Source organism: Sandaracinus amylolyticus (assembly GCF_021631985.1).
In the GTDB taxonomy this organism is placed as follows: Bacteria; Myxococcota_A; Polyangia; order Polyangiales; family Sandaracinaceae; genus Sandaracinus; species Sandaracinus amylolyticus_A.
Genome location: NZ_CP070225.1, coordinates 6919960 through 6932866 on the forward strand (window position 1 = coordinate 6919960; position 12907 = coordinate 6932866).

Annotated in this window: 11 protein-coding genes; 8 read left to right on the top strand and 3 right to left on the bottom strand. The window is 69.8% G+C overall.

Annotation, left to right across the window (positions count from 1 at the left end):
• Window positions 1-22: 22 nt before the first annotated feature.
• On the bottom strand, window positions 23-1369 hold the full coding sequence (locus tag I5071_RS29295) for an LLM class flavin-dependent oxidoreductase (protein ID WP_236516546.1): 1347 nt from the start codon (window positions 1367-1369) through the stop codon (window positions 23-25).
• Between the two features lie 4 nt (window positions 1370-1373).
• Entirely contained in the window at window positions 1374-2057 is a 684-nt protein-coding gene (locus I5071_RS29300) for a class II aldolase/adducin family protein (protein WP_236516547.1), read from the bottom strand.
• A 190-nt stretch (window positions 2058-2247) separates the two neighbouring features.
• On the opposite strand from I5071_RS29300, the gene I5071_RS46675 reads away from it, so the two are divergent.
• From I5071_RS46675 to I5071_RS29325, 5 genes are all read left to right on the top strand, one after another.
• Window positions 2248-3045 (top strand): energy transducer TonB, encoded by a 798-nt coding sequence (locus I5071_RS46675; protein ID WP_268921158.1) that lies wholly within the window; start codon window positions 2248-2250, stop codon window positions 3043-3045.
• Between the two features lie 44 nt (window positions 3046-3089).
• The gene (locus I5071_RS29310; RefSeq protein ID WP_236516549.1) at window positions 3090-3818 is read left to right on the top strand and encodes a MotA/TolQ/ExbB proton channel family protein; all 729 of its coding nucleotides are present in this window, start codon (window positions 3090-3092) and stop codon (window positions 3816-3818) included.
• Window positions 3818-4225 (top strand): ExbD/TolR family protein, encoded by a 408-nt coding sequence (locus I5071_RS29315; protein ID WP_236516551.1) that lies wholly within the window; start codon window positions 3818-3820, stop codon window positions 4223-4225. Before I5071_RS29310 ends, I5071_RS29315 begins: the two co-directional genes overlap by 1 nt.
• A 133-nt stretch (window positions 4226-4358) precedes the next feature.
• The gene (locus tag I5071_RS29320; protein ID WP_236516553.1) at window positions 4359-6101 is read left to right on the top strand and encodes an ABC transporter ATP-binding protein; all 1743 of its coding nucleotides are present in this window, start codon (window positions 4359-4361) and stop codon (window positions 6099-6101) included.
• Window positions 6091-8001, top strand: coding sequence for an ABC transporter ATP-binding protein (locus I5071_RS29325; protein WP_236516555.1), 1911 nt, complete (start codon window positions 6091-6093; stop codon window positions 7999-8001). The genes I5071_RS29320 and I5071_RS29325 overlap by 11 nt, the downstream gene beginning before the upstream one ends.
• A 20-nt stretch (window positions 8002-8021) precedes the next feature.
• Here the strand turns inward: I5071_RS29325 and I5071_RS29330 are convergent, their stop codons facing one another.
• Entirely contained in the window at window positions 8022-8606 is a 585-nt protein-coding gene (locus I5071_RS29330; protein WP_236516556.1) for a nitroreductase family protein, read from the bottom strand.
• Window positions 8607-8730: 124 nt separating this feature from the next.
• Here I5071_RS29330 and I5071_RS29335 point away from each other — a divergent pair, with 124 nt between their 5' ends.
• The 3 genes from I5071_RS29335 to I5071_RS29345 all read left to right on the top strand — a co-directional run bounded on the left by I5071_RS29335 (window position 8731) and on the right by I5071_RS29345 (window position 12906).
• Window positions 8731-9801, top strand: a complete 1071-nt coding sequence (locus I5071_RS29335; RefSeq protein WP_236516557.1) for an ABC transporter substrate-binding protein — start codon at window positions 8731-8733, stop codon at window positions 9799-9801.
• A 310-nt stretch (window positions 9802-10111) separates the two neighbouring features.
• Window positions 10112-12571 (top strand): TonB-dependent receptor, encoded by a 2460-nt coding sequence (locus tag I5071_RS29340; RefSeq protein WP_236516558.1) that lies wholly within the window; start codon window positions 10112-10114, stop codon window positions 12569-12571.
• A gap of 11 nt (window positions 12572-12582) precedes the next feature.
• The gene (locus I5071_RS29345; RefSeq protein WP_236516559.1) at window positions 12583-12906 is read left to right on the top strand and encodes a hypothetical protein; all 324 of its coding nucleotides are present in this window, start codon (window positions 12583-12585) and stop codon (window positions 12904-12906) included.
• The last annotated feature ends 1 nt before the right edge of the window (window position 12907 follow it).

Genomic DNA, 12907 nt, shown 5'->3' on the forward strand with positions numbered 1-12907 from the left:
CCAATCCCGACCCGATTGCGCGTCACTCCGCGGCGAGCGGCCCCGCTTCCTCGAGGTGTCGGTTCACCGGCCGCCGCAGCCCGAGCCGATCGCGGTAGGTGCCCGGCCCGTACTCGCGCCGCGCCAGACCGCGGCGCCGCAGCTCCGGGATGACGAGCGTCGCGAAGTCGTCGAACCCACGCGGCAGCAGCGGCGGGACGACGTTGAATCCGTCGGCGCCCCCCTGCTCCCACCAGGCCTCGATCGTGTCCGCGATCGTCTTCGGCGATCCGACCGCCTGGAGGTGGCCGCGCGACACCGCGAAGCGCAGCACGAGCTGACGGATCGTGAGGTTCTCGCGGCGCGCGAGCTCCACGAGCTGTCTCGCGCGTCCTTTGCCGTTCTCCACCTCGGGCAGCTCGGGGAGCGGACCGTCGAGCGGATATCCGGAGAGATCGACGCCGAAGAAGTTGAGGCTGTGCCGGAAGTCGATGCCTTCCTGCAGCTCGGCGAACGCCTCCTGCGCCTCGGCGTCGCTGCGCGCCGCGAGCACCGAGAGGCCGGGCGTGATGATGACGTCCTCGGGGTCCCGGCCGTACTTCGCCGCGCGGGACTTCACGTCGGAGTAGTACTCGCGCGCGACGTCGAGCGATTGCGCGGACGAGTACGTCATCTCCGCGACCTTCGCGGCGAATTCACGACCGGTGTCGGAATTCCCCGCCTGGACGATCACCGGATGTCCCTGCAGCGGGCGCGCGACGTCGAGCAATCCGTCGACCGAGAAGTGCTCGCCGCGGTGCTTCACCGGGAACGCGTTCTTCGGATCGAAGAATCGATTCGCCGGGCGATCGGGCGCGTCGAACGCGTCGTCGCTCCACGAGTCCCAGAGCTTCTTCACGACGTCGAGGAACTCGTCGGCGCGCTCGTAGCGGTCGGAGTGCGAGGGCGGCGCGTCGAGCCCGAAGTTCTTCGCCGTCGCGGGGTTGAGCGACGACACCACGTTCCACCCCGCGCGCCCGCCGCTGACGTGATCGAGCGACGAGAGCAGTCGCGCGACGTTGTAGGGCTCGCTGAAGTTCGTGTTGATGGTCGCGACGAGACCGATGTTCCGAGTCAGCGAGGCAATCGCCGACAAGAGCGTCACCGGCTCGAACTGGAAGCTCCCGCCCTGACGACTGATGGTGTCGAGATCGTCTCCCGAGCGGCCGATGAAGTCGGCGAGGAAGAACGTGTCGAGCTTCGCGTCCTCCGCGCGCTGCGCGAGGCGCGTCCAGTAGCCGACGTCGGGGCGGCCGTTGCCGGTCGCGCTCCGATGTCGCCACGCCGCGGGGTGGTGCCCGAACCGCATGAAGAACGCGTTCAGGACCAGCTTTCCGTGTCTGCGGGGCACGGCTTCACTCCGCGAACGCGCGCGCGAACGACGTCGCCTTCTCGAGCAGCCCGGTGCGCGCCCACTGCAGCTCGATCGCGCCCGGCGTGTAGTGCTTCGCGCCGCCGATCGTCTCGGCGATCGCCTGGAAGCGCGCCGCCTCTTCGATGAAGAGGATGTGCTGCGCGGTCTTGATGATCCCCTTGCCCCAGAAGTTCGCCCCGCCGTTCGACTCGAGCAGCGCGGGAGGCGGCGCGAGATCGGGGTGCTTGTCGAGACGCTCGCGCACGATGTCGAGCACGCTGCGCCGGCGCTCGAGGTGATTGGGGATCTCGCGCGCCAGCAGGTGACGCTGCGCCGCGACGTAGAGGATGGGGAACGTCTTGTGCGCGAGCGACCACGCCGAGAGGTAGGGCGTGTGCGCGTGGATGACGGTGTCCGCGTCGAGCCGTTCCTCCTGGAGGACCGAGTCCTTCGCATCCGCGAAGCTGGAGATCGACACCGTCGCTTCCTGCGACTTCGCCCACGGCGGCGGGAACTTCACCGAGATGAGCTCGTCGCGATTCGGCACGCGATGAGAGACGAAGAAGGTCCAGCTCGCGGAGAGCGTGCCGGTCTCGCGCAGGAATCGGAACGCGCGGACCGCTTCCTCACGGGCCTGGTCGACGTACGAGACGAGATCGAACGAGGCGTCTGCGGGCTTGCTCATTGAATGGCTCCTTCGTGTCGCTCCGGCGGGAGCGTCGATGTTTGCAGTCAACCATGCGATCGGATACGTGTCCAGTAAAACAGACGACCAGCCGTATTATGGCGCATTCTCCTGAATCTCGTGCGCCATCAGGACGCTGAATTGACGATCTCTCTTGTATAACAGACGTCGCGCGCTATGCTCGCGGCTCATGAGCCACGAAGTCGATTCGAGCACTCCACGCCGCGAGGACGTCAGTCGCAGACAGGCGCTCGGAGTCGTCTCTCTCTCGCTCGTCGCGCACGTCGCGCTCGCGATGTCGCTCAGCCTGGGCACGCCGCGGCCCGCGAGTGCATCTCGAGTGCCGTCGCGCATCGACATCGAGATGCGGCGCGCGCCACCCCCCGCGCCGCCTCCCCCGGAGCCCGAGCCGCCGCCGCCCGAGCTCGCGCCTCCTCCCCCCGAGCTCGCGCCTCCTCCCCCGCCGGAGCCCGCGGCGGCACCGCGTCCGCAGCGCGCGCGACCGCGTCCTCTTGCACCTCCGAGCGCCCCCGAGCCCGCGCCCGAAGCACCGCCCGTGAGCAGCGTGGGGACCGACGCGCCCGTGTCACCCGACGGAACGCTCGTGCCCCATGACGGCCCGCCCATCACCGATGCGACCGCGCCGATCGGTCCGAGCGCGCCCGCACCGCCCTCCCCGCCGCCCGCGCCCGCGCCGCCACGCCGCGTCGAGGCCCGCGAGGGCGCCAATTACGCGCACAACCCGCGCCCCCCTTATCCGCGCATCGCCCAGCGCGCGGGCTGGGAAGGAACAGTGGTCCTCCGCGTGCACGTCCAGCCCGACGGGAGGCCCGCGACGATTCGAATCCAGCAGACGAGCGGCCGAGACGTCCTCGACCAAGCGGCGCGCGAGGCCGTGACGGGATGGAGGTTCTCGCCCGCGACCCTCGACGGCCGACCGGCGGCGGGCTGGGTCACCGTCCCGATCGTCTTCCGATTGGCACACTGATTCCGACACTCCCGAACACCCCACTCCCGCACTCGAGAGCATCCATGTCCGCATCCATCGTCACTCTGATCGTGCAGGGCACGCTCGCTCTGCTCGTCTTCTCTTCGGCGCTGGCCTGGGCGATCGTGATCGTCAAAGGCATCCAGCTCGCGCGCTTCTCGCGCGAGGACCAGCGCTTCCGCGCCGCGTTCCCCGCGCGCACGAGCCTGCCGCGGCGCGAGGAGGTCGCGGCGGCGCGCGGTCCCGTCGCGCGGCTCGCGCTGGTCGGCCTCGACGCGTGGGGCACCGATCACGCGCGCGACGAGCTCGACGTCCACAAGGACGTGCTCGAGCGCAGCCTCTCGCAGCAGATCCGCAACGAGCGCCGCACGCTCGACACCGGCCTCACGCTGCTCGCGAGCATCGGCACCACGGCGCCGTTCGTCGGCCTCTTCGGCACCGTGTTCGGCATCATCGACGCGCTCGGCAGCATCGCGGCGAGCGGCTCGGCGAGCCTCGACGTGGTCGCGGGCCCGATCGGCGAGGCGCTGATCGCGACCGGTGTCGGCATCGCCGTCGCGGTGCCCGCCGTGCTCGCCTACAACTACTTCGGTCGGCGCGTGAAGAGCATCGTCGCCGATCTCGACGACTACGCGAGCTCGCTCGTCAACACCGCGCTCCGCAGCACGCTCTCCGCGCGCAGCACGCCGAAGCGCGCGAGCGCGCCGATCGAAGAGGACGCGCTCCCGGTCGCGACGCACGGGGCCCTCGTCGGCCAGGAAGCGAGGACCTGATGGCGATGCAGTCGCACGACGACGACGAAGCCGTGATGAGCGACATCAACGTGACGCCGCTCGTCGACGTGATGCTCGTCCTGCTCGTCGTCTTCATCGTCACCGCGCCGCTGCTGACGAACGCGGTCACGGTGCACCTGCCGCAGACCGCGGAGACGCGCCCACCGGAGCCCGCCGAGGCCGTGGTCGTCAGCGTCGACGCGGCAGGGCAGGTCTACGTCGATCGCGCGCTCCATCCGCTCGATCGCATCGAGTCCGCGCTCCGCGAGATTCACGATCGCGATCCCGACGTCTCGGTGCACCTCAATGCCGACGAGGGATGCAATTACGGGATCGTCGCGCGCGTGATGTCGGCCGCCGATCGCGCCGGAATCGTGCGCCTCTCGGTCCTCACCGCCAACGAATGACGGTGATCGCGCGCCCATGACGAGCCTCGCTGCTCAAGCGCTCCCGGAGTCGCACCGCGTCCTCGATTCGGTGCGACGCTCGGGCGCCAGCGCTGCCCATCCACTCCTGCGCTGCCTCGCGATCTACCGCACGATGCCGTGGCGGTTCGCATCGGCGCTCACGCTCTTCCTGATCTTCGACGGATCACTGACCCTCTATCAGTACCTCGTCGGCCGCGCGATCCAGGACGTGGAGACCGGCCGCGCGGTGGTGCGGCTCGAGTCGGGCGCGCTCGACGCGAGCGTCGCGATCGAGTGGACACTGATCCTCCTCGGCCTCGCGGCGGCGCGCTCGATCGTGCAATACGCCGCGGGCGTCGTCTCGCTGATCACGGGGCAGGAGCTCCTGTCGCGCCTCCGCGAGTCGATCCTCGCGCAGGTCCAGCGCCTCGACGCGAAGTACCACCTCCGTCACGGGGTCGGCGAGATGGTCGCGCGCACCACGCGCGACGCCGACAAGGTCCGCGACGCGCTGATCAGCTTCTGGCGCAACGTGATCGAGACCGGCCTCGTGATCGCCGCGTCGCTCGCGCTGCTCGCGTTCTATCACCCGCTCCTCGCGCTCGTCCCCGCGCTCACGCTCTTCGCCGGCGTGCGGATCTTCTTCCGCCAGGCGGACACGCTCGTCGCGCTCGATCGCGCGACCGGCGACGCGTACGACGCGGTGAGCCAGGACCTGCTCGAGGGCGTCGGCGGGGTCCGCGTAATCAAGGCGTTCGGCCTCGAGGGGTCGCGCATCGAGCGCTTCGACGGAGCGGTGAGCACCTTCGCGGACCACGCGATCCGCGCGGTGCGCTACGCGACGTCGCGGGTCGCGATCCCGCAGCTGCTGGTCGCCGCCGGTCAGCTCTGGGTGATGAGCGTGGGCGCGAGCCTCGTCGCGTCGGGGCGCCTCCACGTCGGCGAGCTCGTCGCGGCCTTGCTCGCGATGAACACGCTCGTCTTCCGGTTCGAGGGCATCGGACGGATCATCCAGATCTTCGCCGACGCGCGCTCGTCCGCGGCGCGGATCATGGAGCTGCTCGACGCGGACACCGAGATCGCGTCGGGCGACGAGGTGCTGCCCGAGGGCCCGCTCGGCGTGCGCCTCCGCGGCGTCGCGATCGCGGGCCGTGATGACGACGCCGCGCCGATCCTCCGGGAGTGCGATCTCGAGATCGCGCCGGGCGAGATCGTCGCGATCGTCGGTGCGACCGGCGCCGGGAAGACCACGCTCGTCTCGCTGCTCCCGCGTTTGCTCGATGCCGACCAGGGCGAGGTCGAGATCGGATCCGACGCGCGCGGCTGGTCGCGAGCACGGGAGCTCGATCTCGCGCACCTGCGTCGTCGCGTGCGAGTGGCGTCGCAGGAGAGCTTCCTCTTCTCCGACACCGTGGAGGCCAACCTGCGGCTCGGCGCGCCGGACGCGAGCGACGAGGACGTCCGGCGCGCGCTGCGGCTCGCGTGCGCCGACGAGATCGTCGACGGCTTGCCGGAGGGGCTCGGCACGATCCTCGGCGAGCGCGGAGTCACGCTCTCGGGCGGACAGCGCCAGCGGCTCGCGCTCGCCCGTGCGCTGATCGCCGACCCGTCGATCCTCGTGCTCGACGACTCGACGAGCGCGCTCGACGCGATCACCGAGCAGACGATCCTCCGGCACATCCGCGAGCTCGGCGCGCGCTCGGGGGGCCGCGCGATCACGCTGATCGTCGTCGCGAGCAAGCCCTCCACCGTGCGCTTCGCCGACCGCGCGGTCGTGCTCGCGAACGGCACGATCGACGCGCAAGGCACGCACCACGAGCTCCTTCGCACGAGCCGCACCTATCGCGAGCTCCTCGGGATCGACGATGGCCGCTGACACGAACGTCGCGAAGCGCGAGGCCGCCGCCACCGCGGGCGGTCCGCAGAGTGATCTCGCGATCGAGCAGGAGCTCGCGCGCACCTCGCTCGAGCGCAACATGTGGAGCCGTCTGGTGCCGCTCCTCGGCCCGGTGCGCGGGCACGTCGCGCTCGTGGTCGCGATCGAGGTGCTGCTCGTCGCGTCGATCTTCTCGCGACCGTACTTCGTCCGGCGGGTCGTCGACGACGGATTCCTGCGCTCGAGCGAGGGACTCCGCGTCGACGTCGCGGTCGTCGCGTGGATGACCGCGGGCATGGCGCTCGCCTGGCTCGTGCGCTTCGGGCTCGCCGGAGTGTCGCAGTACGTCGCGGCGCGGGGCGCGGTGCGGGTGCTGAGCGATCTGCGGCGGCGGGTGTTCGCGCACATCCAGACGCTCAGTGTTCGTTATTTCGATCGCACCAAGGTCGGGCGCATCGTCTCTCGCGCCGATCGCGACGTCGACATGCTCGAGCCGCTCCTGGTGCAGGGCCCGCCCGAGCTGCTGTCCGCAATCCTGCGATGCGGCGGCGCGAGCCTGATGCTCTACGCGACGTATCCGCCGCTCTTCTGGGGGCTCGCCGCGCTCGCGCCGGTGCTGATCCCCGCGACGTTCCTCTTCCACCGGCTCGCGTCGCGCAACTTCGGTCGGGTCGCGGAGGCACGGAGCCGATTCACGGCGCACCTCGTCGAGTCCGTCAACGGCGTGCGGGTGATCCAGCAGACGGGGCGCGAAGAGGACAACTGGCGTCGTTATCGCGATCTCGTGCGGCACTTCAATCGCACGTTGGTGCGCGGCAACATCCGCACGAGCTGGTTCCTGCCGACGACTGCGTTCCTGTCGACGGTCGGCATGTGCACCGTGATCCTCGTCGGTGGCCACGGCGTGGCGCGCGGCGAGCTCACGCTGGGGCAGCTCTCCGCGAGCCTCTTCTACATCCACCTCTTCCTCGCGCCGCTGCAGGAGCTCGGGGACCTCTTCGAGCGATACGCGGCGGGCACCGCGGTCGCACAGCGCATCTTCCTCCTGCTCGACACGAGTCCCGAGATCGTCGACGACGAGGACGCGCGCACGCTCGATGCGGTGCGGGGCGAGGTGGAGCTCGACTCCGTGACGTTCGCGTACGACGCCGCGCGCGGGCCGGTGATCCGGGACTTCTCGCTGCGCATCGAGCCGGGACAGCGCGTCGCGATCGTCGGCCCGACCGGCCACGGGAAGAGCACGCTGGTGCAGCTCCTCACGCGCTTCTACGACGTCGGGCACGGCGCGATCCGCATCGACGGCGAGGACATCCGCCGCGTGTCGCAGCGCAGCCTCCGCGAGCACATCGGCGTCGTGCTGCAGGACAACGTGCTGTTCAGCGGCAGCGTGCTCGAGAACCTTCGCGTCGGCGCGCCGGGCGCGAGCGATGCCGAGGTGATCGAGGCCGCGCGGCGCCTCGGCGTCGACGAGGTGCTGCGCCGTCTGCCCGATGGATACGACACCGAGGTCGGCCCGCTCGGCGCACACCTCAGCCACGGCCAGCGACAGCTCGTGTGCCTGGTGCGCGCCTATCTCGGCGATCCCACGGTGTTGGTGCTCGACGAGGCGACCTCCGCGGTCGACGTGCAGACCGAGCGCCGCATCCAGCACGCGCTGCGTCGGTTGTGCGCGGGACGGACTGCCATCCTCATCGCGCACCGACTGGCGACGATCCGCGACGTGGACGTGATCGCGGTGGTGCGCCACGGACGGCTCGTCGAGGTGGGCAGTCACGAGGCGCTGCTGCGCGAGGGCGGCGCCTATGCGGAGATCCACGCGGCGTACGAGCGCGGCGAGCTCGGCACGAGCGATCCCGAACGTGCTGCAGCAGCGCCCGAAGGCGCGCGGGCGATCGCATGATCACCCGCGCGCCGCGCGCCTCATCCGCCGATGCGAATCGCGATCTCGCGGAGCGGCCGGCGCGCCGAGGGGATCTCCCGCTGCGCGAGATCGGCGGGCAGCGCGGAGACGTTGCCGCGCCGGCCGATCGCGATCGCGCACATGATCTCGTGCTCGTCGCGCGACACGCCGGCGACCTCGTAGGTCGCATCGAGGTGGATGCCGCCCATCGCGCGCGCCGAGAGCCCGAGCCGCTCCGCCTGCAGCGCGAGCGACATCCACGCAGCGCCGGCGTCGAACGCGTGCGTGCGAATCGGCTCGCGGGTGCCGTCCTTGAAGCGGCGCGCGAAGAGCAGCACCAACACCGGCGCACGATCGGCCCAGCGCCGGTTCCGTTCGATGACCACCGAGCGCAGGCGCGCGAGGCCGGGCTCGTCGTCGGCGTACACGAAGAGCCAGGGCTGACCGTTGTTCGCGGACGGCGCCCAGCGCGCAGCCTCGAACAGCGACTCGATGGTCTCGCGCGGGAGGGGCTCCGGCGAGAGCGCTCGATGGGAACGCCGCGCGACGAAGAGATCGTCGACGGCAGCTTCGGGGACTCGAAACGAGGAATCGAGAGTCGGCATGCCCGGAGCCTATCGCGCGCCCGACTGGCATGCATCAGTTTTATTGGATGTGCCGATGTTTAATTGGACATCGTATCGGGCCGCGACTAGGGTGCGAGCGATCCAGTCAGCGAAGGAGATCGACATGAGTCAGAACGAAGCGCTCTGGTACACGCGTTGCCCCGTCCCGACCGCGATCGGGATCGCAGATCACCTCGGCTGGCTGGCCGAGGAGTTCCGCGACGACGGCATCGAGGTGCGTCGGCTGCAGGACTCGAAGGACCGTGGGATCCGCGAGTCGCACTACGATCACAAGCTCGACAATTCGTTCCGCCAGGGCGGCAGCGTCCCCGCGATCTGGGCGCGCTCCACCGGCCGTCGCACCAAGACGATCGGGCTCACCTGGACCGACGAGGCGCAGGTGATCCTCACCCTGCCGCGCTCGGGGATCCGCTCGGTGCGCGACCTGCGTGGCCGTCGCCTCGCGGTCGCGACGCGCCCCGACGACCTGATCGACTTCTGGCGCGCGACCACGCTCCGCGCCTACGTCGTCGCGCTCGGGCTCGAAGGCCTCACCACGAAGGACGTGGAGCTCGTCGAGCGCGTGCGGGGCGGCAACTCGTTCGAGCGTGCCTGGCCGCCGGCGCGCGATCGCTGGCGCGAGACCGCGCCCGAGGTCGCGGCCCTGGAGAACGGGGAGGTCGACGCGATCTTCCACAAGGGATCGCGCGGCCTCGAGATCGCACGCGAGATCGGCGCGCACGTCGTGGTCGATCTCGGCAAGCACCCCGATCCCAAGGTGCGCGTGAACAACGGCGCGCCGCGCCCGCTCACCGTCGACGCCGGTCTCGTCGAGCGCGATCCCGAGCTCGTCTCGCGCCTGCTCGTGCGGGTGATCCAGGCGGGGCGCTGGGCGGCCGAGCACAAGCCCGAGGCGATCTCGATCGTCGCGCGCGAGACCGGCTCCACCGAGCAGGCGGTCGAGCTCGCGTACGGCGAGGACGTCCATCGCCACCTCGGCACCGACCTCGCGCCGAGCTCGGTCGAGGCGCTGAGCGACTTCAAGGACTTCCTCTACGAGTGGAAGGTCATCCCGAACGACTTCGACGTGCGCGACTGGATCGATCCGCTGCCGCTCCGGCTCGCGCAGGAAGCGCTCGCGCGGCCGGGACGCCGCGATCCCGCCACGGCGCGCGTGGCCGTCGCGCGCTCCTGACGACGGCCTCTGTTTCCGATTCCGCACACGGGTGTGTCGCGTCGAGGCGCGACACACCCGTGCTGCGTTAAACCATGTCCATTATTTCATCTGTTCATCTTTTTTAGTGGACGCACTTTAGTACGCGCGGTACGGCTGACTCCACAAGCGATCCAGAGTGCCCGCGGGCGCGATAGGCACGCTCGCGGGACGGAGGAGAGACGTCGTGGAGAAGCAACTGCGTAGCTCGCTCGAACGGGCCTCTCGTGCCGCCCGTCGAGCGACTCCCATCCTCGTGAGCGCGTGGATGACGATGGCAGGAGTCGGAGCCGTGCCCGCGCGCGCTCAGGACGCACCGCCCGAGCCCGCACCACCGAGTGAGACGCCACCGGTCGTCGCGCCCGACGAGAGCGCGCCACCGGAGGTCGCTCCGGTGGAGGAGAGCCCGCCCGAGGAGAGCCCGCCGCCGCCCGAGACCGAGGCGCCCACGCCTCCGGCGGAGGCCCCGCCCAGCGAGGCCGTGGAGGCAGATCCCGAGGCCGATCCCGAAGCCGCGGCCGATCCCGAGAGCGATCCCGAGACGAGCGAGGAGCCTCCGCCGGACACCGGGCTCTCGTCGGTCGTCGTCACCGCGCTGCGCCGCGAGCAGCGCGTGCAGGACGTCCCGATCGCGATGAACGTCGTCGATGGCGACGACGCGCTCGACGAGAACGTGACCACGACGAACGAAGTCGAGCGCCTCAGTCCGAATCTCTCCGCGCAGTCGAGCGGAGGTCGTTCGTCACGTCCGCGTTGGTTCCTGCGCGGAATCGGCACCAACGATCCGTCGGTCAACCTCGAGAGCCCGGTCGGCATCTACCAGGACGAGACGTTCATCGCCTACGTGCCGGGGCAGAGCTTTCCGATCTTCGATCTCGAGCGCATCGAGGTCCTGCGCGGACCGCAGGGCACGCTCTGGGGAAAGAACACGACCGGGGGCGCGGTGCACTTCGTCTCGCGCCGGCCGACGCTCGACCCCTCGGGATATCTGCGCCTCGGCATCGGCAACTACGACTCTCGCCTCGCCGAGGGCGCGTTCGGCGGACCGATCCTCGCGGAGCGCATCGCGGCGCGCGCGGCCTTCTACTACGAGGAGCAGGGCGGCTGGGCGACGAACCTTCGCGACGAGTCGCGCGATCCCGAGCTCAACGACTTCGCGGCGCGCGTGTCGGTGCTCGCGAACGTCACCGACGACCTTGAGGTCTTGTTGATCGGTCGCTTCCGCTTGCTGAACGGAGGCGTGAACCCGATCTATCCCGTCGGGGCACAGCCCGACGGCACGATCCGCCAGTACGCCGAGGCGCCGAACACGTTCCGCCCTGGCTACGGTCGCGACCCACAGGTCGGCGACTCGTTCTATCGCGGTCCGACCACGAACCATCTCGAGACGATCGGCGCGACGCTCAACGTCGCCTATCACATCGGCGACTACACGCTCACCTCGATCACCGCCATCGACGGCGCCGAGCACGAGAGCTCGACGCTGAGCTACTGGCCCGATCTCACGTTCGACCAGACGGGCACGTTCAGCGACGTCAGCTCGCGCACGATCTCGTCCGAGCTGCGCATCGCGTCGCCCGCCGAAGATCAGCTCAGCTGGATCGCGGGTCTGTCGTACTTCAACTGGCACCTCTTCAGCGACAGCGGGCTCGCGACGTTCGGTCCTTCGCCGGCGCGCCGCAGCTACATCGACAATCGCTTCCAGGAGGACAACACCGCGCTCGCCGCGTTCGGCAACCTCCGCGCGCGCCTGTTCGAGGGGCTCTCGGTGAGCGGCGGAGTCCGCTACACGTACGACGTGAAGTATGTCGACGCGCAGCGTCTGAGTGGGCGCGGCGCGATGCTGAATTTCGCGGACCGCTCCAATTGGCAAGATCCGCAGTCGCAATTCGGCCTCAGCGAGCTCTCGATCTCGAACCGCGCCGACTGGTCGGAGGTGACCTTCGACGTCACGCCGGAGTACCGCTTCAGCGACGACGCGATGGTCTATTTCCGGTTCGCGCGCGGTTTCCGCGCGGGCACGTTCAATCCGACGATCATCCCGCCCGCCGGCGACCGCCAGGCGTACCTGCCGCGCACCGATCCCGAGATCCTCTGGGACTTCGAGCTCGGCGCGAAGACGAGCTTCCTCGACGATCGCCTGGTCGTGGAGCTCGCGGGCTTCGTCTACCTGCTCGAGAACGTGCAGCTCAACGTGCAGCAGCCGAACCCGATGGGCATCCCCGGCGCGAACACGAGCATCGTGTCGAACGCCGCGGGCGGACGCGCGTTCGGCGGCGAGCTCGACGTCTCGGCGACGCCGATCGACGATCTGCAGCTGCGCGGCGGCCTCGGTCTGCTCCACACCGAGTACACCGACTTCACGACGTTCCAGGGCGCGGAGACGGTCGACGCGAGCGGCAATGCGTTCTACCGCGCGCCGAACGTGTCTCTCACGCTCGGTGGTGAGTGGCGGATTCCGATCGATCGCGAGAACGCGTTCGCGATCGCGACGGACTGGTCCTATCGCAGCCGCGTCTATCACAACGCGGTCGTCCAGGACGATCCGCAGCAGCAGACGCCGGACTACGCGATCGGCAATGCGGAGGTGCGTTTCTCCACGCTCGAGGGACGGATCACGATCCTCGCGTACATGCGCAACATCACCGGCACGTCGTGGCGGGTCCTCTCGCAAGTCGTGAACCTCGGCGCCTATCCGACGTCGCTGGGCTCGCCGCGCACGTTCGGTCTCCAGATCATCGGCCGTTATTGAGCGAGGACGTGATGAGGAATCGAATCGTGACGTTCGTGATCGCGACGATGGTCTTCGTGATCGCAGCGCCCGCGCTCGCGCAGGACGACGCGGGCACCGAGGACGCGGGCGCAGTGGAGGACGGAGGCGCGCCGAGCGATGCCGGGGTCGACGACGCAGCGGTCGACGCGTTCATCGGCCCCGTCGACGGATCGCGCCCCGAATATCCGCTGCTCCGCGACGAGGGCGGATACGCCTGGGTGTGCACGGTGGGATTCGGACGGCGCTCGGACGGACTGACGCTCTCGAGCGTGGCAGTCGCGATTGCCATCCTCGCGAGGCGGCGCCGGCGCTGAC